Origin of the sequence: Vibrio sp. Y10_XG_PY6 (assembly GCF_024181795.1) — a bacterium.
Taxonomy (GTDB): Bacteria; Pseudomonadota; Gammaproteobacteria; order Enterobacterales; family Vibrionaceae; genus Vibrio; species Vibrio diabolicus.
This window is the reverse complement of record NZ_JAMZAQ010000002.1, coordinates 844069-865880: the sequence shown is the minus strand read 5'-3', so window position 1 is coordinate 865880 and position 21812 is coordinate 844069. Positions and strand designations below refer to the sequence as shown.

The window sequence follows — 21812 nt, the reverse complement described above, 5'->3', positions numbered from 1 at the left end:
CATAGCACCTTATACGCGAAACCCAACGATGGAATGAAAAATGCCAAGCGTTGGGAATCACTCTTAAATGCTTTGTTATGAATATTTATTGTGTACCCATATTTTCAGTTTATCCGGACCATAGCCTGTTGATTTATATAACTCTTCGTTCTCTTGGTCACTAACTGATACAAATACGATCCGCCCAGACTCAATAATCCGTTTAGCTTCCTCAATCAATGAGAATCGCCTAGATGGAAGGGATATTTGTCGATCATCTATATATACAGCCTCACAATCATTATCGTAACTCAAGACTTCAGATTCACTCCACCCAGTACCAATTTTATTTTCAACTATTTTAGCTGTACAATTGTTAATGATTCTAACAATATCCTGATTAACCTTTACTAGATTAAATTTGTGCTTTTTCTTGTGAAATTTATAGGTCACATATTCATTATCAATGAAGTTCTCTTTGAATTTAAGCCAAGCGAATTGGCCTCCACGCCCGTCCGCATTACTTAACTTATTCAAGTCAAAATCATTTCCATTACATTGAATAAAGATACTTTTATCATCAAATTTAATATTAACTTCTGTAGCCCTACCATGTTTAAATGAGTTCTGTACAGCTTCCAATATTAAATAACTAAAGTATTTAATAAAATCATCACCATACTCATCACTTGTTACATAATATCCAAGCTTATACTGTATTAAAAATGACATATTATGCAAATAATCATTAAGATTAATTGCATTTACTTCACCATTAGTTATTTTTATTTCATTGCCATACAAAGCATTAGTTAAAGGTAGGTTATCAGATGAAGTGGTATTGAAGTCTAAATGCCCCTCACTCTGATAATAACCAATTAAATCTTTGGTTACTGTAGCAGCTTCACTAGCTGCGGCTGCCTGAGTATTTCGGTTGAATAAGTCATCACCAAAGTCTGAAACGGACTTGACAACAGCCCATGGGGTATTACCAACACTAGGAACAAATCCCCAAGCTTCCATCTCCCCACCAACTACATGAGAAAAACTTTTAATAATCTCATCTCTTTTGGATGTTTTTGCGATTAGTGATTCTAAACTAACCATTGTTCCAGTGATTACTGTCTTGATTTTATTTTTAATAAAATCTACATCAATTGAACTAGCATAAGAAGTTGCTTTATAAGATTGTCCATCAGGAAGATAGGTATCACTATTCAAAGAGATAATATCACTGGAAATGATAACATCATTTTGATTGGTGAGTTTTGGGTTACCCCAACAAAACCCAGCCAGTAATATTAGACTAGGATTGGGATTTGATTCCCTCTTAAGAAACTCTATGACCAATCTAGATATAGATTCCCTTGCTTCCATTCCTGACGTTCCCGTCAGATGAATTACAAAAACATCATTTACAAGACCTACACTACAACCCAGCGAGTTCATATTTATAACCAATTCTCGACGATGCTTTAAAATTCGATTAATGGCTTTCTTTTCGTTGTTGTTTGAGGTACATATCAAAACATAATTATAATCGAGTACATCATAGTAGTTTTTTATTTTAATTTTCATAGCGATACAACAATACTGAATTTTACTAATTATATAGCATAATCAGCGGGTTATAAACTGAATATTCATAACGCCCTGTTAAGGTGTGAGTAACGCAATACCTAAGCCGCCGCATACCACCTTAAACACTAAGACCAACGCATAGTAAAAATGCCACGCGTTGCGAATCACTCTTAAACAGTTTGTTAGTTGCTATGTACAACCTTCCCCTGACCACATTCAGAATTAATAGTGAACATGTCGCGCGATGATCTCAGTACTCTTGCGCTTACGGCTTCATTTGGTTGTTCTGATTTTCCTTCTTTCAAGATAAGAATACTAAACATCGCATTTTGAGGTACTACTTTAATGTTTGTAGGGCATTCATCTTCATAATTAACCACAACCCCTACATCAAAGAGTTGCTCACCTGTTAGCCAAACATTAGCACTAATACCATTACCGACACTGTATGCATCACTTTTTCCGATCTTATCATTCAAAAATTCAGTAACTTTAGCTGTTGATGCTGTTTTTAAGAACCTTATTTCGCGAGGTTTTAAACCAATTTGCATACCAACGTAGGCATCACTAAAGTAATCAGTTACCTCTGAATCCGTTCCCACATAATCAGATTTTGACCACGCATTATCTGTCAAATTACTCTTGGGTGTATCTTCGTTGTTACATTTTATCTTACCTAATAGAACTTTAAGATTCGTATAAGGAGAACGCATCATTGTACCTTCAGGAATAAATTCCGAACCATTGTCGAGCTCTTTTCTCGGAAGAATTTCGTAACCTTTTGGGCATGTTTCACTCGCTGTATGTAGCCAACTCTGTTGAGCAAAGTGCTCATCAAGATCATGATATTCAATGTAGTACGCATCATTATGAGGAATTACCACATAACCTGAAAAATCATTTAAGGGTTTATAAGTAGACTGGCACCCCATTAAAAATAAAGAGAAAACTACTGAAATTGACTTGTACATATAAAAAACCATTGGTTGTAAGAAAAATAATTCACGATTCTAATGTAATCAATAGTTACAGACAACTAACGCCGCGTTAAGGTGTGAGGCACGCAATACCGAAGCTTCCGCATACCACCTTAACCACTAAAACCAACGCATAGTAAAAATGCCACGCGTGCCGAATCACTCTTGAACAATTTGTTATGTAGCCGACTTTCAGGGTAGTGCTTTCTGTCCAATTTGGATTTTGGGCGCAATACCAGCTTTGCGATACAAAGCTAGAGCAGATTCATTGAAAGAATATACTTCTAACCACAGCTCTTCTCCGCCGTTAGAAATAGCCCTTTCCTCAAATGCCTCTATTAGCGCCAATCCAACGCCTTGGCTTCTAAAGCATGAATCCACTACTATTTGTTCAATGCTCGCGATTTTTCGCTGTTTGAGCGTCCAAGACTTACGAACCCATAGCTCACCAAAAACAAAACCTACTAACTGCCCTTTGCTTTCGGCTACCAGAAAAATCGAGCTTTCACTTTCGATTATCTTGTGTAGGTCTATTTTTTGTTCAATTTCTTCCGGTGATAAGAAGTCATCAGGTAAATTTGCTTGATGATACTCATTAAGCTGAAACTGTAGTTTTTTGATAACACTGATATCTTCAATGCGAGCTTGGCGAATATTTAACATATATAAATCCTTTTAACTTACCGTCCTCTCGCGGCTACATAACGCCTTGTTAAGGGGTGAGCAACGCAATACCAGAGCCGCCGCATACCGCCATAAACACTAAAACCAACGCATAGTAAAAATGCCACGCGTTGCGAATCCCTCTTGAACAATTTGTTATGTGTTTACTCAAAGTAACCCTCGGAAGCAATTGCGACTGATTGTAAGTACAACCCTTCACCTTCTTCTAAGTCAGGAAGAGTTGGACGCCAGAAGGATAACTGAAGCTCTCTAAATACGTAGCTATAGCCTAACTCTGGATCAGAATGATCATAGTTACCTTCTAGCTGAATTCGTTCGAGCAAATTAGTCGCTAATGTCCTATGTACGTCAAAGCCAAGCAATGTCGTTGAAAACAACTCAGAAGCAGCGACTTCAATGAACTCAACTCTTCCTTCATTATCAAAATCTACCATGAGACCGTCTAAAAAATGATGGCGATGTCCATAGGTGCAATCAGGATCTCCGATAACATTGTTCACTTCAGTTTCTGTCATACCGAGTTTAACTGGACCGATTGAGTTTCCTAATTTAATTTCGAAAATTTCCATTTTTATCCTAAAAACACATAACGCCCAATTAAGGTGTGAAGCACGTAATGACCAAGCCGCTGCATGGCACTTCAACACCAAAAACCAACGCATGCCAAAAATGCCACGCGTGCTGAATCACTCTTAAATTGTTTGTTATGCGTGATTGCCCTTCCATGGCTATGGTGCCTAAATCGACATCAAAATCATATTAAAGAACAGCGGTAAACAAATCGCTAAATTAGCCATATCAGTGCTTGATATACTTTTCAATTTTGTTACGACCAAGACCATAACCCAGACCGTAACAGCAGCAAGAAATAAATCATTATCTAAGTCACTGTAATAATCAAACTTATCAAGTGAAGATAAAAGATCAGCCTCTTTCGTTTCCACCGCGTTTCTAAGCACATCATTCGCAATTGAACGATAATATTTCGAGAAACTCAGGAGAGTCAATTGAACCAGTGTGGCTACTATTAAAAATATCTTCATACTCTCATTACGTATAACGCCCAGTTAAGGGGTGAAGCACGCAACACTGAAGTTACCGCATCACGCCTTAATCACTAAACCTAACGCATGGCAAAAATGCCACGCGTGCTGAATCCCACTTGAACTGTTTGTTAGCACGCTGCCCTTTAAGCTTTTGGTACACGCCAAGATATTGAAATATAGCACGAAACTAATGGCTTAAAACCCTAAACCAAACAGACAACTGCCAAACTAAAAACAAACATCAAGACGTCAGTTGGCTAGACGGAAAACATGCTTAACTGCCCTTTTTCACCGCTTTCAAATTAGCAAAGAATACGGGCTTCGAACTTGAACAACAGCGACAAAGAAACGCTTGTTTGCCGAAAATTTCTCAGCACCAAAGAAACCACGCCAGAGAAATAGCCCGAAAGTTAGAAACCGTAAACGATAAACTCAAAGCGAAAACTTCACATCTAGTGCCACCGGAGCGAACATGAAAGGCACATTTGGTCAGTTGTAAAGCGAGGAAAAGAAACCAATAAAAACAAAAACTTTTAGCCTTTGATTCCAACCCAGTGCTAACGCCATGTTAAGGGGTGAGCGACGCAATACCGAAGTTGCTGCAACCACCTTAAACACTAAAATCAACGCATAGTGAAAATGCTACGCGTTGCGAATCCCTCTTGAACATTTTGTTAGTTGCCAGATCCGAACACTGATTTTATGACAGTTTGAACTTTGCGAACATCAAAAGTTATGTGCTTTGATGCATTAAAGTCAGGCATAGTTTCAAAGCAGCTACTCAATGAAACCACGTAGAACACGCAACGCCGCAGAAAACCAACTAGCAACACCAAAAAGCGCTTTTGTACCGATAATCTCACAATGCGGAGGTTCAACAAAATCACTGAAACCACGTAGCACTTACACCACCAAAGAAAACGGTATTTCAGCGCGTAAATCGGCTTTTAAAACGACAAACTCACCGAGCATATTTTCAGCAAACAATGTCGCTTCGATTGTACAAACTGCTTCAAAAACAAAGAACAAGTGAGCTTTCGTTTGCTAAAAATTGAACCTGAGAAATGAAACTGCCAAATCACATCAGAACAATTTTACCACCTAGGATCTAGCTTCCGACTTTCAGGCTTCCTGTCCTTAAACCTTTTGATTTGGTTACGTTTATCTTCTTGGCAACTAACGCCCTGTTAAGGTGTGAGCAACGCAATGCCGATGCCTCCGCATACCACCTTAAACAACAAACACAACGCATAGTAAAAATGCCACGCGTTGCGAATCACTCTTGAACAGTTTGTTAACTGTACTACTCAGCAGCAAATGGCTTAGTCGAAATTTTCATGTAATTTATTGAATCGACAAACCACTGTGCCTTTTCTAAACTTCTCGTATAAAAACGCTTAACAACCTGTTGTTCATCGTTCTTTAGCTGAATGATAAACCAATCTCTTTTGCTATAGAGTTCAAGCGCCAATATCGAGTTGAAATAATACCTTGAATTGATTTCTGATAGCCTTACGTTTGAAGATGACAGGAGCAAATTTGAAGCGTCATTATAATTGCTAACTGCCACTACTTTTGAGTTTTGACCTTCTGATAACCCGATATAAGAACTGGTCACAACAAGACCTTCAGGTCTAAATTTTGGGGGCTGTTCCATTATGACCTGTTCAATCACATTCGCCGCAACTTCTGTGCTTACCATATCAGAAGGAGAGTAAGGTACTTGCTTAGCAACACACCCTGTTAGCAAAAGAACCAAAAATATAAACCACTTTTTCATTTTAGAAACGACCTGTTTTTGTGCAACTTGCTCGTAATTTTTATATCGAAGTACAGTTAACGCCCTGTTAAGGTGTGAGCAACGCAATACCGATGCCACCGCATACCACCTTAAACACTAAACGCAACGCATAGTAAAAATGCCACGCGTTGCGAATCACTCTTAAACAGTTTGTTATACGATTTTGGGGCTAATTTCTTTGATTGCGTTTGAAAGAGGATACTTTTGGGTTAAACCACCAATGTAAGCATACAACTTGTTATATGCACGTCGATCTACAGAATAAGTGTAGGATAGTAACCCATTGATATGAGAGAACTCCGTTGACTTACCCGTAAATAGATGATGAAGTTTTGCCCTAATTTCTCTGTGTTTAACACGCCCTATCCCTACACTGCTCTCCGAGAGTATAAGACCAGTAACTTTTTTCTGGCGTTTCGTACCACATATGGCTGTCTTTTTATGGTTAATCTTAAATCCTTCATCACTGATAATGGTCCCGATGAAGTGTTTAACTTTTCTTATTTTAGAAGCCGTATGAGAAGAAAACGTCATATCGTCAGCATAACGAGTGTAAACAATACCTCTTGGTCCAGCATAACCTTGTATCCTAGCGTCGAGTTTCGCACATACTAGATTCGCTAGCTTTGGAGAAGTTGGAGCCCCTTGAGGTAGCCCACCACCATATGTACATAAATTGGTTAGCAAAATCGACAACTCTTTGTTGTACCCAATAGAACTAAAAACCCCATACACTTTAGATGCTGAAACGTTGGGGAAAAAATCCTCTAGATCTATAGTTAATACATAGTTAGAACCAACATGTGGTCGAGCATTGTCTAGAATTGACGTTCCAACTTCGAAACCTTTTGAGCAAGGAGAAGATGAAAGCTTGTCTAAGATATTTCGCAAAATCCAAGCCTGTACAGCTTTAAGTTCCCTGGACGGTTGAGAAATAAGTCGACTCTTTCCGCTTACTTTAGGGACTGGATAAACTCTGTAATGAGATTCGGCAGTTGCAGAAAGATAACGAATTTTACCAGCAGAAAGTCGAGCTTGATTAGCGAAATCGTCAATGGATAGCATTGCAGGCAATCCAATGTTTTTGAGGCTATATATATTTTTTGAGGTCATTTGTGGCGACACACCCTTACGTCTTAAGTCGCGGATGAAAAGGTGCAGTTCCAGAAACGACTGTATTCTGGCTCTGCACATTTTCATGCGGCATTGAATCAGATTGTATGCAGGATAGCGAAACGCTATCCAATGAACTAAGTAAGCTCATTCGCTAAGGGTGTGCACCGGAGACGATTCTATCATAACGCACACTTGCATTTCTACGATTTTCCGCATTCAATATTTCGATCCTTACCTTATCCAAGTATATGTTATCAAATGTATTTCTTACATACTCAGCACCTAAGGGTGTCACTTGGTAACCAGTCGCAGTTCGTGATATAAATTTCTTAAAAGCCAACCTTCCTAGTGATGACTTAGTCGCGATATCACATAACACTTTATCTTGATTGGTTGCAAAGCCAATCAATTTTGAAAGCATTACGTTATTGAGTTTATCGAGTAAGTAGATACAAGGAAGAATAAAGTTTTCAGCTTCTAGTATATTCGCAACGTCTTTTTCTACGGGGTGCTCTTTCCGTATTTGAGTTATATAGTTGTTAACATTTCGATAGATTCGATGATATTCATCAGTAACAGTCAAATGATCATAATTGATATGGATAACCTTTCCTGTGCCTGATGACTTTATTAATCTATAAGGTCCATAATTAATAAAACTTTTATTACTTTTATATTTTCTATTCGAAAGAACAACCATTTTACGAGCAAGTTGCTCATTATTGGAAAAAGCACCAATCTCTGCAAATGACCCCGGACTTTCTGGGAATAGTACTATTGCATCAACACTATCCGCCAGAATTCCCTCAAGCTTTAACAAGCTATGTTGACCTTGACCCGCTAACAAATCGTCAAATAGATCCTCAGGATACAATAACTCATATCGAGGATAATGCGAAAAAACAGCAGCCATTTGAGAACGTGCTGTCTTATCATTTTTTATGTCTGCACCACACAAAAATACTGTAACTCGCTTTCGATTACGAGGTACAAAAATCTTGTCTTTAATAACCCGAGCAACATGCTCAAGTTCTTGGTCTGTCAAAGACTTGTTCATACACAACCTTCGCGCCTAAATAACTCGCTGAAATAATACACTATTTTTCGTCATGGTGGGAAAATCGTATAACGCCGCGTTAAGGGGTGCCGGCACGCAATACAAAAGCTTCTGCAAAGCACCTTAAACACTAAACTCAATGCATGTTAAAAATGCCACGCGTGCCAAATCCCTCTTAAACGCTTTGTTAAGTGCAATTTTTACCCACTTCGGCTGAACAAGTGATATCGATCGTAGGGCTCAACATAAGACAAACATGACAATGCTTTTCCACCGCTTCTTGAGCTGCTCGCAAAATGTCAGATTCCTTAAAACCACTGCCATTTACTGTAAAGTGTAAGTTTGCCGATTTATATAAACGAGGTTCTGATTCCGTTAGGGCAAAAGTAACCGTATTTTCTAGACCTTGAACTTCAAAACCTTGATCTTGTAGTAACAAGACGACATCCGTAGCACTACATGAACCTAAAGCCGACAATAGAACTTCCGTTGGACAAGGGGCTTTCTCACTTGTAGCGTCAACATTAAACGTAAAACCGCCTTCAGTTGACACTTTAAAGCGACAATCACCATCCCATTTTATATTAATGCTCATACTTCCCTACTTTTTTGATGTGACTCTCGCTGATTGCACTTAACGCCCTGTTAAGGTGTGAGCAACGCAATACCGAAGCTTCCGCATACCACCTTAATCACTTAAACCAACGCATGGTGAAAATGCCACGCGTTGCGAATCACTCTTAAACAGCTTGTTAAGCCCGTATTGAAAGCACGTGCATTTTTAGACTAGCAGCTATTTGAAGATTCGGTTCGATAGTCAAAGCTAAATCACAATCCAAAACAATCTTCTTAATCAGTTGGGCGAACTCATACTGATTTTGACAAAACCTCAGTAACTCATAATTTGCGGCAGCCCTGTTTTGATAAGGAAGAGCTTGTTTACTGTCCAACTCTAAAGCTAATGTAAAATCATGAACTGCATTGTCAAAACGTGCTTTTTTGACCAAAAGATCGTCTTGAATGTAACCAAGATAATTTAAAGCAATACCTTTATTAGCCAACACATTAAATTCAGGCTCGTAATTTGCAGTTAGCAGTTCAAAGCCCTGAACTGCTCGCTCCAAATACTCTACAGCAGATATTTGGCATTTAGCTTCAGTTGCAATGCCTAACTCTTTGTAGCAACAGCTAAGAAGGTAGTTAGCTTGAAAATAGACTTTAGGATTAACTTTCACGCTGCTTGTAAAGGACTCAACCTTATCAATGCAACGTACATACTGTGACGATTTATAGAGTTCATAGGCAAAATCGATTAATGACTCTTCTTCATTTGTTACATCCATTTTGACTGGTAATGTAAGACTGTATTTACTTAGCACTATACCAAACTGCTGAAGGTCTACCCCCGGCAACACCTCTACAGGTCGAATTGTTAAAGGTAAATAGATTAAACCTAGTTTTGCCTCATAGAAGAAGAACCCAAACCCATTTTCATCACCAGTCCAAGCGTATGAATAGGTGTCATTTGCGGCATTTGATACAAACGGAATCTGGACTGGTGTTGTTGACAGTTGAATACGACCTTTAAACTGAGAAAAATAGTGCTTTTTTACATACCTAAATTTACCAACATCAGAGATTGCTGAAATACAAAAACCACCAACACTTTCTACATTTGCATCCGAAATTACGACATCCATAGCTCTTTCAAGATCACCGAGCCCAGAAGTGTGTTGAATATTACGAGTTAAAAGCTGATATCCATCAAAGTCACCAATATATGCAAAGTCTGGTTGCGACACCTGACCGCATGAAATCCTATATATTAAGTTATCAACTGCATGACACACTATGTAGTCTGTGTTTTTTGATAAGCTACTTTGAGTCAAAGTATGAACTACTTTATCTAGTTCAAAGGTTTGAACGTCTATTTTATCGAACGCATCTTGTGCTTCAACACTACAGCCTGCAAACGCAATTGCAACTCTCCGACTATCGACTAAAAATAACTTCAATCCACCGTTTTTTTGATAATCAGAGTGTGCTGGTAATTCTCGACTCTCTTGATAGTTTAATCTTGTATCGCTAACGATGCAGACGTTTCCTGTTTCATCTTTCTTAGCAAATATTAGACTCATTCAAAATACCTTACTTGAATGGATGGATAAGGGCTTAACGCCCTGTTAAGGTGTGAACAACGCAATGCCGAAGCTCCCGCATACCACCTTAAACACTAAACGCAACGCATAGCAAAAATGCCAAGCGTTGCGAATCACTCTTAAACAGATTGTTATGTGCGGTGCTATCTATTAGAAGAACGTGAAATATGACGCAACTTCGCCACCCAAATTATCTATGTATATTTCTTCTTTCTCATGCATCGGTTCATCTCTGTCGATGAGGACTTCAAATTCATCTTCAGTCAAAGAGTCCATGTTGTAGCTCCAGTTTTCACCGCTTCACTTCCATCGTCATTGTAGAACCTCTCGATGAAAACAAACTCTTGGCTCGGAATATCATATCCGATATGTACTTTTTCCATTTTTTACCTCCCTTGTATAACAAGATGGAAACTAGCCTGCATTACTGCTATTTAAGGCTCGCTAGACAATACCGCATTGCCAACCTTAAATTTGTGAGGACAGTAGGAAAGAGCAACCTTTTACAGAATTTGGGCTTTATAGATCACGGAGCTATATTATTGATATTAAGCACATAACGCTTTCTATACGGCAATTTGCCTCCTTTCTGGCAAGCTACCGCCCTCTTTCTGATCAAAAGCGCTATGAATCGTAGCACCTATATACATGAAACAAATAGAAAAACAGTATGAATATGTGTGGTCGCGCGCGCAATTAGACGGCGCAATGCACGCTAATTACAAAAGAGCTGATAGATTGAAGGGGCTGTATAAATAAACAGGTAAATTTTATCATGAAAAGTCAGTTTTTACTTAGTGTAAAAGAGCACATGCTTACTCGTCATTATGCGAATAAAACCATCGAAAGTTATCTATTTTGGATAAAACGCTTTATCACTTTCCACCAGCTTGCCCACCCTTCAACACTAGCAGAAGATGATGTCGTTCAGTTCCTGAGTTACTTAGCGGTAAAAGAAAAAGTTGCGGTAAAAACGCAAGCTTTGGCACTGAACTCAATATCATTTTTATATCGTGATTATTTCAAAACTCCACTATCACTTGATATGAGATTTCAGAAATCTCTGACCGAAAAGAAACTTCCCGTTGTGTTAACCAGGGAGGAGATCCGACGATTCGTTCAACATATCGACCCGAGGTATAAACTCCATATTCAGCTGCTTTATGGCTCAGGGCTTCGAGTCATGGAGTGCTTGCGCTTAAGAGTTCAAGACATCGATTATGATTATGGTGCAGTTCGCGTTTGGCAAGGAAAAGGAGGTAAAAATCGTACAGTCACATTAGCCAAAGAACTGCATGAACCACTCAAAGCTCAAGTTAATTTAGCAAGAGATTACTATTTTAAAGATAGACACATGCCTGGTTATGCGGGCGTATACATCTCTGAAGGTTTACGACGTAAATACCCAAAAGCGGAGCTAGATTTTAACTGGCACTTTTTGTTTCCATCAACAAAGTTAAGCGCAGATCGGGACACCGGAGAGCTCAGAAGGCATCATATCAATGAAAGTGCAATACAAAGAGCGGTAAAGCGCGCTGCAACGGATGCGTGTATCGAGAAAACAGTAACATGCCATACACTCAGGCACAGCTTTGCCACGCATTTATTGGAGTCTGGTGCTGATATTAGAACAGTACAAGAGCAGCTTGGTCACACCGATGTAAAAACCACCCAGATTTATACTCACGTTATCGAGCGCGGGGCTGGTGGCGTGTTGAGTCCATTATCCAGCCTTTAGAAAAACAAAGCCACCTCGAAAAGGTGGCTTGCTGTATAACTCGCTATTGACGAACACCGAGTTTCACATTGCCTTTTGAATCAAACCAAAGCGCTTGTGAACGGCGACGTCCAATCAATATTGGACCATCATCATAAAAGAGAAAGTTCTTCCAATGCTTTTTAAAAATCGACCACTTAGTTTCGATGACATTGTACTTCTCGTAGCAAAAGTAAACGGTCACATCGTCTTGCCAATCGATATGTGCTTCTACTTCCGCTGGCATGTCCGGATCATCCAACTCCCACGCAGCCATCCAATCAACGACTTCAGACCAGTTCGCCTCATTCATTGGCCAATCTTGGGAGCTAAGTCGATCCATATCAGGGCTTTGAGCACTAATATTTTCTTTCCAAAATTGTGCTGAACGAGCTTGGCTCATCGGCTTAATAAAAGCCAAATCTTCTTTTGGCACAGGCATCGACTGATGCGTAAAAATCCATTTTCTTTGGTATTCATCCAAAGGCAAATAAGACATTCAGTCTCCTTTATTACGATTTCAGCCAACCTTTCTCTGTGGCTTCTTCTATCAACTCTTTCGCTTTGTCCCATAAGGTAACAGAGCCAAATTCAATTCGTTTATTAATGGTAAGTGCTTGTTCACGAGAGACGCCATGCTCCTTCCAACTCTGACCATTATTATGGTAGTTCAAGAGCATTGGAATTAACCGATCGAGTGCTTTTGCATACTTAGCATCATCGGTCTGCGCGGCTTCAAATTCATGCCAAAGCGCCAATAACTCTTGCTCCTGATCGCTGGGTAACATACCAAACAAGCGTTCTGCCGCTCTAATTTCTTTTTCTACTTGCTCTTGAGACGCGGCAGTATCATAAACAAAGGTATCCCCCGCGTCGATCTCTACTACGTCATGTATCAATAACATTTTCATCACTCGGCAAATATCTACTGGTGCATTCGCATGCTCTTCCATCAATATTGCCATCAGTGTGACATGCCAACTATGCTCACCACTATTTTCGAGACGCCCTTCAGCACTTTTAACTCGGGTTCGGCGCAAAATACTTTTGAGTTTATCGAGCTCGATTACAAGTGCTAATTGCTTTTCCAATCGCTCCATACTATCGCCCTTCTGGTCGCCAATTCGGATTAATAAGTGACGTTAGAACGTGGTCTTGCCATTCACCATTAATCAAAAGGTAATCTTTTGCATACCCTTCTCGGTTGAACCCTACATGCTCTAGCACAGCTTCACTACGTTTGTTGTGAGGCATGTAGCCGGCTTGAATACGATGTAACTTCTGCACGTTAAACATGTAGTCGCAAGCCATGGTTAATCCACGACGCATATAACCATGCCCTTGTGCTTTTTCAGCGAGAGAGTATCCTACGTTACAAGAATAAAAAGGGAAACGACTCAAATTGCTAAAGGATATCGTACCTAGCATTTCACCCGAAGAGGCTCTGACCAAGAGGCAATAATACCCCAGCCCCATTCGATGCAGCTCATTGAGCTTGATAAGCTTTTGCAACCAACCGTTCACTGAGAAAAAAGCCTCTTCACGTTTCGGCTCAAACGGTTTCAGGTATTCTCGGTTCCCTTGAAAATACTCGGCAATCATATCTGCATCACCGATTTCAGCGGTACGCAGAAGCAAGTCACCGTCCAACTTATGAACGGCGATAGATGAGCTGTTATCTTCCATTACAAATGATTAATTCCGTCTTTTCGTTCAATTCGATTAATTCTTGCGGATACCGTAATCACGCAGTTTATTAGCGATTGAGGTATGCGATACATTTAAGCGCTTAGCAAGCTTGCGGCTTGATGGGAATGACTGATACAAACGCTCCAGAACCTGAGATTCATAGTCACGCATGATCTCATCCAATGAACCGTCGATGTTAAGCGTTGCACTACCTGCGCCGACTGATTGAGGCTGAGGTAAATTGAAGTGCTCCGCGTTTAGTATACCACCATCCATTTCTGTGAGCGCTCGAAGAACCATGTTATCCAGCTGGCGCATGTTTCCTGGCCACTGATAATTTGCAAGGGCATCAACTAGACCATCATCAAACTCTGGTTTATCAATCCCAAGCTGTTGAGCATGTTTCGCCACAAATAACTCAAGCAATGGCGCAACGTCATTTGAGCGCTTACGTAACGGAGGAATGCTGAGCGTAAGTACGTTGAGACGATAATACAAATCTTCACGGAACATTCCTGCTTCAGAAAGCTCGGCAAGGTTATGTTTTGTTGAAGCGATGATACGAACATCGACATGCATCTCATCTTCTGCACCGACACGACGGAAATTACCATCCTGTAGAAAACGTAACAGCTTGATTTGAAGGTGCGAACTCATTTCACCGATTTCATCAAGAAATACCGTACCGCCATTTGCTTGCTCAAAGATGCCTTTGTGACCTTGTTCATGATTAAATGAACCCGGCGCATGACCAAAAAGTTCGGTTTCTGCTACATCGTCAGGCATCGAAGCACAACTCAAAACTAAGAATGGCTTATTCGCACGGCTAGAACGACTGTGGCAAGCTTTAGCAAGCATTTCTTTACCAGTCCCCGTATCGCCTTCAATCAACAGTGGCTGGTCAAGCACAGACAGCTTCTTAGCTTGATTCATTAGCGCTTTATGGCGGTTCGATATTCCAACAAAGTGCTCAAAACCCAGAGGATTATGCAGCGGTAGCGATTCTTCAATTCTGGCAACTTGCTGACTAGAGCGAATCGTCATCAGTGTACTCGCTAGAGTGGAGTTTTGCGCTTCGTCTCGGATATAAACTGGCATCAACTCAAGAACATAGTCCAAGCCATCAATCACAAGGTTTTCCCGCGTTCTGCCATTCACACCTTCAGACCAGCGAGAAAAACGAACACTTGGCAGCAAAACTCCGATCTGCGTGCCAATTACTTCTTGCTTGTGAAGACCAAGCAGTGAAAGTGCAGACATGTTTGCCATGTCTACGGCACCTTTAAGGTCGATGGCAAAGACCGGATCGGGCAAGTTATCAACTAGCGAGAGCAACTCCGTATTGTGGCGCTCCATTGGCATAAACTGGATTTTACGTACGTCTTTCACCCCCGGAATACGGCGGATTTCAGCCATCAGCTCACTAAACGTATCAAAATCAATATCTGGGCAATTCAAATAGATAATACCGCTAATATCGATTTCGATACCACGCAAGTCGATGCTTTTAGACGCTAAAATATCGAGCAGTTCTCGGGTCAAGCCGAGTCGATCTTCACATAAGACTTCAAGACGCACTGAAAATATCCCAATTCACGACTGTCAGGAAAAGTTGACAGTAGTTTCTATCATGCTTGGAATGGCGTCAAGCAATCCTATCCATCAAAGTTGATATTCGTTACGGTTTCATCGTAATTGATGCAACTTTCGCCGCCACAGCCTTGCGTATGGTGCCCAATTTAACCTGACGGTCAGGATACCATGGTAGTGGACGCAATAAGGTCATCGCTTTCAAGCCCAAACGTGCCGTTAGAATACCAACACCTAGCCCCTGCCCCGCACGAGCGGAGACTTTGCCCGCAAGGTCCATCGACATCAAGTCCATACTGGCATCAATAGCTAGCTCACTGGCACCAGCCGCCGCCATATTGACAAATACCGCTTTTAGTAGCTTGATGCGAGAGGCGTAACCTAGCTCTACCCCATATACCTTGGAGAGGTTGTCGATCATTTTGAAATTTCGCCACGCCACCAGCAACATATCAGCGGCAGCCAGAGGGCTCACCGCGACTAGGGCCGCACACTCGGTTGCGTGCTGCGATACGATTTTCGTTGCCAATTTGTCTTGTTGGCTCACAACCATCGAGTCATACATATCAAGGATTTCAGCATCACTATGAGCAGGGTTAATGCTGTTCTGCCAACGATCAAAGCCCGGGTTCTCTGCCATCACACCACTTTGTTCTGCCACTGTTTCGCAAAAGGCTTTCCCTTTCCCCACACTCTCACTATTAACAAGTGCTTCGGCTTCTTCTTGAACACTAAAATGATTTCGTAGTTTGCGCAGTTTCCAAAGCTCTTTACCCATTGCCCCTAAACCAAGCGAAGCGATCGCAGCAATAAACCCCGTCCAGCTTAAAGCCAGCCAATCAGAAGTTTGAATTGCGGTTATAACCGAGTCCACCGCTTGCCAGCCAACCAAACCAGCAAAGGTGGCAAATGCGCCAGTCGCAAGCCATTTTCTGCCCGGTTTTGGACGAATGACATGCTCGAGTTGCAATTCCTGTTCGGTCTCCTGGCGCTCTTCTTTAAGTTCAACAGGTACGAATGTTTCTTTTTCGCCGAATGTTTGCTGCGCCGTCAACTCCGGTTGATTCGATTGCTGCTCTTTTTCCATCGCCTTTTCAGAGAAAACTTGTTTTTGCTTCAACTCACTCATTTCAATTTATCTCCAATCAGGTAATCCAGTGCTTTGTCTAAGCGTATGTGCTTCACTGGCTCATCATTCTGTGAGGGCATTGGACGGAATGACGTAAAATCAAACCCGTTGTTTTGCCAATAAGCCGCATTTGGTAGTTTTTTCGGCACTTCTCCCGGGAACATCGTCATCGGCTCACCATCCAACGTCGTACCCTGTAACGCCGGAATCGTCTTATCTCCAGAAGAAATAAATCCCGTCGTGGTTGATTGGATAGAAGCGATACTCATGCAACTCATCTCGATATTCTCGTAGGCTGCGGTTTGCCACGCTGGATGCACCATTTGTTGTAGCAAAGACACTAAATTGGGATGCTGATCGGGCGTTATGTGATCCGCTTTTGTGGCAGCAAATAGCACTTTGTCTATTTTTGGCGAGAACAAACGACGTAAAAAGCTACTGCGACCATAACGAAAGCTATGCATGATCTGCTCTAGCGCTTGGCGCATGTCGTAAAACGCTTCATCGCCGGCATTGAGAGGCTGCAAGCAATCCACCAGTACAATCTGTCGATCGAAGGTCGCAAAATGATGCTTATAAAACGCTTTCACTACTTTCTGTTGGTACTCCTGAAAACGCGCTTCGAGCATCGCCAAGTTGCTGCCCTTAAGCGCCTTGCTTTCAGAATCAGCACGACACGGGAAAAACTGTAGCACAGGCGCGCCTGCGAGCTCACCAGGTAATACGAAGCGGCCAGGCTGTACCCAATGAAGACCTGCGTCTTTACAGGCATGAAGGTACTCGGTGTATGTATGCGCAACTTTCTCGAGTAGTTTCTCGTTCACTTCAGCAGAAAGATCCACCTTTTCTAATTCAGACAGCCAAGCTTTGGCTAAATCGCCACGCTGGCCTTTAAGTGCATCAAACTGAGTTTGCGACCACGTCGCAAAGTCCATGTCCAATAACGGCAGGTCGAGCAGCCACTCTCCTGGATAGTCGATAATATCAACATTTAAAATTGCGGTTTTACTCAACAGCTTTTTCGTGGTTTTATTTGGTTTGTACTTGAGCGCTAAGCGAATCTCACTCACATCCCGTGTTGGTACTGGCCATTGAGGTGGGGTCGCATGGATCTGGCTCATCGCTTCGTCGTAAGCAAAACGTGGCACCATCATATTCGCTTGAGGTTCACGCTTCGCTCCAATAAGACGCTTATCTCTGGCTGCAGTCAAAAGAGGCAAATTATCATGGGTAGCGGTATGGAGGAGCTGATTCACTAATGACGTGATGAATGCAGTCTTACCTGCACGAGAAAGTCCGGTGACGGCAATTCGAACATTGGAGTCCATACCTCTGTTGATAAAGTCATTGACTTCTTTCTTTATTCTTTTCATTGCGCTTCTTTATCTTACTCCGCTCTAAAACAACGTTATCAGCCACTTCGGGTGTTAACCTATGAATACTTACCTTTCAATACTGAACTCTATGAGTCTAACTTTATATACCTTAATAAAAGATGAACAAAACATTCGCTTAAAGCAGGATGAAAAAAGAAAAGCCTCTGAGTGGTTCAGAGGCTTACTTAATCAACACTAAAGCATTAGTGACCCTATTTAGGCTGATTACTGTGTTGAACAGAAACCTGCTTTCTTTGAGTCTAGTCGTCTTCGATTAATTTATAGATAACAAATAGAGCGATTTCTAAAATCAGCCACAATACACACGTGATGGTCACGTACTTCTCATCAAAGATGCTGATGCCGTGAAGGATCAAGTCGTAGCCAACAAAGCCACCTACCACTACAGCAAGAATAATTTGTAGAATCTGAATAAAACGAGGCATGCCGTCTCCTAATTATTGTTCGCATAACGTTTGATTGCTATGCCCTGAGGTTTATATCTACATTATATAGACAAAAAGTGCAGTTTTCGCTGCACTTTTGTCAAATGTTTGCTAGGTAAATCAGCACCTTGTCACATTCTCCCTACTGAGACAATGTAAGATTACCGTTTGCCTTACGCTTCCATCTCTTGGATTTTCACTTTCCAAGTGTCAGGACCGATTTGGTGCGCGTTAACGCCATTTGAGTCTACAGCCACTGTTACTGGCATATCTTCAACTTCAAATTCGTAAATCGCTTCCATACCTAAATCTTCAAATGCGACAACGCGAGCTTTCTTGATCGCTTTCGCAACCAAGTACGCAGCACCGCCGACAGCCATTAGGTAAACCGCTTTGTGATTCTTGATAGATTCAACCGTTGCAGGGCCACGCTCAGCTTTACCGATCATGCCCATGATGCCTGTTTTTTCTAGCATCATATCGGTGAATTTATCCATACGCGTTGATGTTGTTGGGCCAGCAGGACCAACGACTTCATCACCAACTGCATCGACAGGGCCTACGTAGTAAATGAACTTACCGTTGAGATCTACGCCTTCTGGTAGACCTTCGCCATTATCTAGCATGCCTTGAATACGTTTATGCGCAGCATCACGGCCAGTCAGAATTTTACCTGATAGAAGAACGGTTTCGCCTGTCTTCCACTCTTGTACTTCTTCTTTAGTAATCGTGTCTAAGTTTACGCGACGCGTGTTTTCTCCCGCTTCCCAAGTAATGTCTGGCCAATCTTCTAGTTTAGGTGGCGTGAGCTCTGCTGGGCCGCTGCCGTCAAGCGTGAAGTGCACGTGACGAGTCGCCGCACAGTTCGGGATCAAACAAACAGGCTTAGAAGCCGCGTGCGTTGGCGCCGTTTTAATCTTAACGTCGACAACCGTCGTCAAACCACCAAGGCCTTGCGCACCGATACCAAGTTTGTTCACGCGATTGAAGATATCAAGACGAAGCTCTTCTTCTGCGTTTTGCGGGCCACGGTCAATAAGCTCTTGAATATCGATGTGTTCCATTAGAGATTCTTTTGCCAATACCGCTGCTTTTTCAGCCGTACCGCCAATACCAATGCCAAGCATGCCTGGTGGACACCAGCCCGCGCCCATTGTTGGTAGCGTTTTCTCTACCCACTCAGCAATATCGTCAGATGGGTTTAGCATCACCATCTTAGTCTTGTTTTCACTACCGCCGCCCTTCGCTGCGATCTGAATTTCAACTTTATCGCCCGGAACCATGTTGATGTGTACGACAGCAGGCGTGTTGTCTTTGGTATTAATACGTTTACCAGCAGGATCCATAAGTACTGACGCACGCAACGGGTTGTCTGGGTTCGTATACGCTTGTCGAACACCTTCATCTACCATCTGCTGAACCGTCATGTCGGTTGAGTCCCATTGCACGCCCATACCGATGTTGATGAAACACGTCACGATACCAGTATCCTGACAAATTGGTCGGTGACCTTCTGCGGACATTCGGGAGTTAATTAGGATCTGAGCCATCGCGTCTTTAGCGGCTTGGCTCTCTTCGCGGTGGTAGGCTTTTTCAAGAGCTTGAACAAAGTCTAGCGGGTGGTAGTAAGAAATATACTGTAGCGCATCAGCGACACTGCTGATCACATCCTGCTTGCGTATTACCGTCATTACATGCCTCGTTATAGTTATGCTTCCATTATTGGCTTGGCTTCAATCGTGTTTGTTGAGCTTATTGCTCTTTTGAGCTTCGTTTTTTTATAAACAATTGTCGAACGGCTGATATCGACACACGAAACGCTGAAGTCGCCTACTTGTAAACCATCTCAAAACCCTATGAATAGAGGGAGTTTGGCTATACAGAGGAATATGATACTCTTGCTGCCCATGACATGCCATGCAGTGAACGATCTCTTTGTCACAAATTACACAAATGAACAACATGGACAATCAATTCATTGATTTTAAAGCGCTGGAATACGCACCAGAGTTTGCTCTTCACCTCTTTTCTCGCATTCAACACCTGCCTTGGGCGATGTTGCTGCGTTCTGCATCAGAAACGCATATCGATAGCCGCTTCGATGTGTTGGTTGCCAACCCAATTGCAACGTTAGAAACCACTGCCGAAAGCACACAAGTTGAAACACCATCGAATGCCTATTCAACTCAAGATGACCCATTCGCGCTGCTTCATCAGTTGCAAGAACAGTGGCTTCCTCACGTTGAGTTAAATAAAGAATTGGATTTGCCTTTTGTCGGCGGAGCGCTCGGTTACTTCAGTTACGATTTAGGTCGACGCGTAGAAACAATGCCAGAACAAGCCGAAAAGGATCTCAACACGCCCGATATGGCGGTAGGTCTGTATGAATGGGCCGTCGTTGTTGACCACAAGCTTAAAAAAGCATACTTAGTCGGTCAGAATATCGAGCTAGCTTGGCAATGGTTAGACAAACAAGAAGCGGAGCAAAGCGTAGACTTCGCTCTGTCTGGCGATTGGCAGTCAAACATGACGAAAGAGAGCTACGCTACTCGCTTTGACAAGGTGCAAGAATACTTGTTGAGCGGTGACTGCTATCAGATCAATTTGGCGCAACGCTTTAACGCACCGTATCAAGGCTGTGAGTGGCAAGCGTATCTAAAATTAGAGTCCGCCAACCAAGCGCCATTTTCCGCTTTTATCCGTATGCCGGAATCTTCGATTTTGAGTATCTCTCCAGAGCGCTTTTTAGAACTCAAAGATCGCGTCATTGAAACGAAACCAATCAAAGGTACTCGACCACGCAGCGAAGATCCAAGGCAAGATAACGCTAATGCCCATGACTTGCAGACAGCGGAAAAAGATCAGGCAGAAAACCTGATGATTGTCGATTTGCTGCGTAATGACATTGGTCGAGTTGCATCACCTGGTAGCGTTCACGTGCCAAAGCTGTTTGAGATTGAAAGCTTCCCCGCAGTGCATCATTTGGTGAGCACCATTCGTGCGAATTTGGATGAACAATACTCTCCTGCAGATTTGCTGCGAGCGTGTTTTCCAGGCGGTTCAATTACTGGCGCACCTAAAGTTCGCGCAATGCAGATCATTGAAGAATTGGAGCCGCATCGACGCAGCACGTATTGCGGCAGTATTGGCTACATTTCTCGCCATGGTCGTATGGATACCAGCATCACCATCCGCACTCTCGTAGCGGAGAATCACAAACTGTACGCTTGGGCAGGCGGCGGCGTCGTTGCAGATAGCGATTGCGCCTCTGAATATCAAGAAACGTTGGATAAGCTCTCAAAGATTTTACCAGCGCTGAAATAGTAGGTTTCGCCAAATGGCAACGGTCTATGAATCCTGCTAACGAAAACAAGCTAAAACGCCTCCAGTACTGAGAATGCCGCTCGTTTAACAGCGAGTGGCATA

The 21812-nt window shown here is 42.1% G+C and carries 21 protein-coding genes and 1 pseudogene; 2 read left to right on the top strand and 20 right to left on the bottom strand.

What is annotated here, in order from left to right; genetic code table 11:
• Nucleotides 1–75: 75 nt before the first annotated feature.
• The 12 genes and pseudogenes from NL644_RS12310 to NL644_RS23050 all read right to left on the bottom strand — a co-directional run bounded on the left by NL644_RS12310 (nucleotide 76) and on the right by NL644_RS23050 (nucleotide 10676).
• The gene (locus NL644_RS12310) at nucleotides 76–1557 is read right to left on the bottom strand and encodes a hypothetical protein (protein ID WP_253658434.1); all 1482 of its coding nucleotides are present in this window, start codon (nucleotides 1555–1557) and stop codon (nucleotides 76–78) included.
• A gap of 185 nt (nucleotides 1558–1742) precedes the next feature.
• Nucleotides 1743–2531, bottom strand: coding sequence for a hypothetical protein (locus tag NL644_RS12300; protein ID WP_253658433.1), 789 nt, complete (start codon nucleotides 2529–2531; stop codon nucleotides 1743–1745).
• 198 nt (nucleotides 2532–2729) lie between these two features.
• Entirely contained in the window at nucleotides 2730–3200 is a 471-nt protein-coding gene (locus NL644_RS12290) for a GNAT family N-acetyltransferase (protein ID WP_253658432.1), read from the bottom strand.
• A 164-nt stretch (nucleotides 3201–3364) separates the two neighbouring features.
• Nucleotides 3365–3790 carry a hypothetical protein gene (locus NL644_RS12280; RefSeq protein WP_253658431.1) on the bottom strand — a complete coding sequence of 142 codons (426 nt, stop codon included), beginning with the start codon at nucleotides 3788–3790 and terminating at the stop codon, nucleotides 3365–3367.
• 168 nt (nucleotides 3791–3958) lie between these two features.
• On the bottom strand, nucleotides 3959–4264 hold the full coding sequence (locus tag NL644_RS12270) for a hypothetical protein (RefSeq protein WP_013571662.1): 306 nt from the start codon (nucleotides 4262–4264) through the stop codon (nucleotides 3959–3961).
• Between the two features lie 1306 nt (nucleotides 4265–5570).
• Nucleotides 5571–6146: a sensor protein gene (locus NL644_RS12255; protein WP_253658430.1), complete on the bottom strand. Its 576-nt coding sequence runs from the start codon at nucleotides 6144–6146 to the stop codon at nucleotides 5571–5573.
• Nucleotides 6115–6268, bottom strand: a pseudogene (locus NL644_RS23105) (DUF3265 domain-containing protein). Before NL644_RS23105 ends, NL644_RS12255 begins: the two are co-directional and overlap by 32 nt.
• Nucleotides 6222–7181, bottom strand: a complete 960-nt coding sequence (locus NL644_RS12245) for a retron St85 family RNA-directed DNA polymerase (RefSeq protein WP_025553496.1) — start codon at nucleotides 7179–7181, stop codon at nucleotides 6222–6224. The pseudogene NL644_RS23105 and the gene NL644_RS12245 overlap by 47 nt, the downstream one beginning before the upstream one ends.
• Before the next feature lie 154 nt (nucleotides 7182–7335).
• Nucleotides 7336–8241: a retron St85 family effector protein gene (locus tag NL644_RS12240; protein WP_253658429.1), complete on the bottom strand. Its 906-nt coding sequence runs from the start codon at nucleotides 8239–8241 to the stop codon at nucleotides 7336–7338.
• A 187-nt stretch (nucleotides 8242–8428) separates the two neighbouring features.
• Complete coding sequence (locus NL644_RS12235) at nucleotides 8429–8836, bottom strand: OsmC family protein (protein ID WP_025527517.1); 408 nt, start codon at nucleotides 8834–8836, stop codon at nucleotides 8429–8431.
• Between the two features lie 157 nt (nucleotides 8837–8993).
• On the bottom strand, nucleotides 8994–10379 hold the full coding sequence (locus NL644_RS12225; RefSeq protein WP_253658428.1) for a hypothetical protein: 1386 nt from the start codon (nucleotides 10377–10379) through the stop codon (nucleotides 8994–8996).
• A gap of 171 nt (nucleotides 10380–10550) precedes the next feature.
• On the bottom strand, nucleotides 10551–10676 hold the full coding sequence (locus NL644_RS23050; protein WP_301338964.1) for a hypothetical protein: 126 nt from the start codon (nucleotides 10674–10676) through the stop codon (nucleotides 10551–10553).
• Nucleotides 10677–11175: 499 nt separating this feature from the next.
• Here NL644_RS23050 and NL644_RS12215 point away from each other — a divergent pair, with 499 nt between their 5' ends.
• Nucleotides 11176–12138 carry an integron integrase gene (locus NL644_RS12215; RefSeq protein WP_170891537.1) on the top strand — a complete coding sequence of 321 codons (963 nt, stop codon included), beginning with the start codon at nucleotides 11176–11178 and terminating at the stop codon, nucleotides 12136–12138.
• A gap of 43 nt (nucleotides 12139–12181) precedes the next feature.
• On the opposite strand, the gene NL644_RS12210 is transcribed toward NL644_RS12215, so the two are convergent.
• From NL644_RS12210 to NL644_RS12175, 8 genes are all read right to left on the bottom strand, one after another.
• Nucleotides 12182–12655 (bottom strand): DUF2947 domain-containing protein, encoded by a 474-nt coding sequence (locus tag NL644_RS12210; RefSeq protein WP_046876177.1) that lies wholly within the window; start codon nucleotides 12653–12655, stop codon nucleotides 12182–12184.
• Between the two features lie 13 nt (nucleotides 12656–12668).
• A complete protein-coding gene (locus tag NL644_RS12205) occupies nucleotides 12669–13256 on the bottom strand; it encodes an HD domain-containing protein (protein WP_005396932.1) in 588 nt (195 codons plus the stop codon).
• A 1-nt stretch (nucleotide 13257) separates the two neighbouring features.
• Nucleotides 13258–13842, bottom strand: coding sequence for a ribosomal protein S5-alanine N-acetyltransferase (gene rimJ / locus NL644_RS12200; RefSeq protein ID WP_114323192.1), 585 nt, complete (start codon nucleotides 13840–13842; stop codon nucleotides 13258–13260).
• Nucleotides 13843–13878: 36 nt separating this feature from the next.
• Complete coding sequence (gene tyrR / locus NL644_RS12195) at nucleotides 13879–15423, bottom strand: transcriptional regulator TyrR (protein ID WP_253658427.1); 1545 nt, start codon at nucleotides 15421–15423, stop codon at nucleotides 13879–13881.
• Nucleotides 15424–15523: 100 nt separating this feature from the next.
• Nucleotides 15524–16564: a YcjF family protein gene (locus tag NL644_RS12190; RefSeq protein WP_114323194.1), complete on the bottom strand. Its 1041-nt coding sequence runs from the start codon at nucleotides 16562–16564 to the stop codon at nucleotides 15524–15526.
• The gene (locus NL644_RS12185) at nucleotides 16561–17937 is read right to left on the bottom strand and encodes a YcjX family protein (RefSeq protein WP_114323195.1); all 1377 of its coding nucleotides are present in this window, start codon (nucleotides 17935–17937) and stop codon (nucleotides 16561–16563) included. Before NL644_RS12185 ends, NL644_RS12190 begins: the two co-directional genes overlap by 4 nt.
• Before the next feature lie 263 nt (nucleotides 17938–18200).
• Nucleotides 18201–18386, bottom strand: coding sequence for a hypothetical protein (locus tag NL644_RS12180; RefSeq protein ID WP_012841654.1), 186 nt, complete (start codon nucleotides 18384–18386; stop codon nucleotides 18201–18203).
• A gap of 173 nt (nucleotides 18387–18559) precedes the next feature.
• Nucleotides 18560–20077 carry a fumarate hydratase gene (locus tag NL644_RS12175; protein WP_114323196.1) on the bottom strand — a complete coding sequence of 506 codons (1518 nt, stop codon included), beginning with the start codon at nucleotides 20075–20077 and terminating at the stop codon, nucleotides 18560–18562.
• A 271-nt stretch (nucleotides 20078–20348) separates the two neighbouring features.
• On the opposite strand from NL644_RS12175, the gene pabB reads away from it, so the two are divergent.
• The gene (pabB, locus tag NL644_RS12170; protein WP_114323197.1) at nucleotides 20349–21710 is read left to right on the top strand and encodes an aminodeoxychorismate synthase component I; all 1362 of its coding nucleotides are present in this window, start codon (nucleotides 20349–20351) and stop codon (nucleotides 21708–21710) included.
• Nucleotides 21711–21812: the final 102 nt, after the last annotated feature.

Bases quoted from the DNA above. Each gene is read 5' to 3' on its own strand.
- NL644_RS12310 (WP_253658434.1), bottom strand. From the start codon at position 1,557: ATGAAAATTAAAATAAAAAACTACTATGATGTACTCGATTATAATTAT.
- NL644_RS12300 (WP_253658433.1), bottom strand. From the start codon at position 2,531: ATGTACAAGTCAATTTCAGTAGTTTTCTCTTTATTTTTAATGGGGTGC.
- NL644_RS12290 (WP_253658432.1), bottom strand. From the start codon at position 3,200: ATGTTAAATATTCGCCAAGCTCGCATTGAAGATATCAGTGTTATCAAA.
- NL644_RS12280 (WP_253658431.1), bottom strand. From the start codon at position 3,790: ATGGAAATTTTCGAAATTAAATTAGGAAACTCAATCGGTCCAGTTAAA.
- NL644_RS12270 (WP_013571662.1), bottom strand. From the start codon at position 4,264: ATGAAGATATTTTTAATAGTAGCCACACTGGTTCAATTGACTCTCCTG.
- NL644_RS12245 (WP_025553496.1), bottom strand. From the start codon at position 7,181: ATGACCTCAAAAAATATATATAGCCTCAAAAACATTGGATTGCCTGCA.
- NL644_RS12240 (WP_253658429.1), bottom strand. From the start codon at position 8,241: ATGAACAAGTCTTTGACAGACCAAGAACTTGAGCATGTTGCTCGGGTT.
- NL644_RS12235 (WP_025527517.1), bottom strand. From the start codon at position 8,836: ATGAGCATTAATATAAAATGGGATGGTGATTGTCGCTTTAAAGTGTCA.
- NL644_RS12225 (WP_253658428.1), bottom strand. From the start codon at position 10,379: ATGAGTCTAATATTTGCTAAGAAAGATGAAACAGGAAACGTCTGCATC.
- NL644_RS23050 (WP_301338964.1), bottom strand. From the start codon at position 10,676: ATGGACTCTTTGACTGAAGATGAATTTGAAGTCCTCATCGACAGAGAT.
- NL644_RS12215 (WP_170891537.1), top strand. From the start codon at position 11,176: ATGAAAAGTCAGTTTTTACTTAGTGTAAAAGAGCACATGCTTACTCGT.
- NL644_RS12210 (WP_046876177.1), bottom strand. From the start codon at position 12,655: ATGTCTTATTTGCCTTTGGATGAATACCAAAGAAAATGGATTTTTACG.
- NL644_RS12205 (WP_005396932.1), bottom strand. From the start codon at position 13,256: ATGGAGCGATTGGAAAAGCAATTAGCACTTGTAATCGAGCTCGATAAA.
- rimJ (WP_114323192.1), bottom strand. From the start codon at position 13,842: ATGGAAGATAACAGCTCATCTATCGCCGTTCATAAGTTGGACGGTGAC.
- NL644_RS12190 (WP_114323194.1), bottom strand. From the start codon at position 16,564: ATGAGTGAGTTGAAGCAAAAACAAGTTTTCTCTGAAAAGGCGATGGAA.
- NL644_RS12185 (WP_114323195.1), bottom strand. From the start codon at position 17,937: ATGAAAAGAATAAAGAAAGAAGTCAATGACTTTATCAACAGAGGTATG.
- NL644_RS12180 (WP_012841654.1), bottom strand. From the start codon at position 18,386: ATGCCTCGTTTTATTCAGATTCTACAAATTATTCTTGCTGTAGTGGTA.
- NL644_RS12175 (WP_114323196.1), bottom strand. From the start codon at position 20,077: ATGACGGTAATACGCAAGCAGGATGTGATCAGCAGTGTCGCTGATGCG.
- pabB (WP_114323197.1), top strand. From the start codon at position 20,349: ATGGACAATCAATTCATTGATTTTAAAGCGCTGGAATACGCACCAGAG.